A 740-nucleotide genomic window follows, 5' to 3' on the forward strand; every position below is an offset into this window, starting at 1 on the left:
TGGACTGACCCCACAACCGTAGACATTTCCTGTCCTCACGACGAGGCCAGTTCAAAGGCCTCCGGACTGACGCCGCCGAGATGACTGTGACGCCGGGCCCGGTTGTAGAACACTTCAATGTAATCGAAGATATCCGCCCGTGCCAGATCCCGGGTTTTATAGATCCGTTTTCTGATCCGTTCTTTTTTCAGTGAACTGAAGAACGACTCGGCCACCGCATTATCCCAGCAGTTGCCACGCCGGCTCATGCTCGGGGCCAGGTTATTGGCCCGACAGAAGCGCTGCCAGTCGTCACTGCCGTACTGGCTGCCCTGGTCTGAGTGCACGATGACCTCGCTGTCCGGTTTACGCCGCCAGACCGCCATCATCAGCGCATCCAGCGCAAGCTCGCGTGACAGCGTGGGCTTCATGGACCAGCCCACAACGTTACGGGCGAAGAGATCGATAACCACCGCCAGATACAGCCAGCCCTGCCAGGTGCGGATATAGGTGATATCGGTGACCCATACCTGATTGGCCCGGACAACAGTAAACTGCCGTTGAACGCGATTAGGGGCAACCACTGATGGTCTGCCAGCAATACGACGCGGCGCTTTATAGCCGCGCACCGCTTTGATCCTGTTCAGCTGCATAATACGGCCCACCCGGTTTTTGCCGCAGGTTTCCCCTACTTCGTTCAGGTCGCCATGAACCCGGCGATAACCATACACGCCCCCACTCAGTGAATATGAGTCACGAAT

The 740-nt window shown here is 57.4% G+C and carries 1 pseudogene; it reads right to left on the reverse strand.

Features of this window, described 5'->3' with window-relative positions:
* Window positions 1-35: 35 nt before the first annotated feature.
* Window positions 36-740, reverse strand: a pseudogene (locus AC3Y5R_RS24170) (IS3-like element ISEc14 family transposase); the annotation flags it as partial.

The sequence above is a fragment of the Erwinia sp. 009765445 genome, from assembly GCF_058137865.1.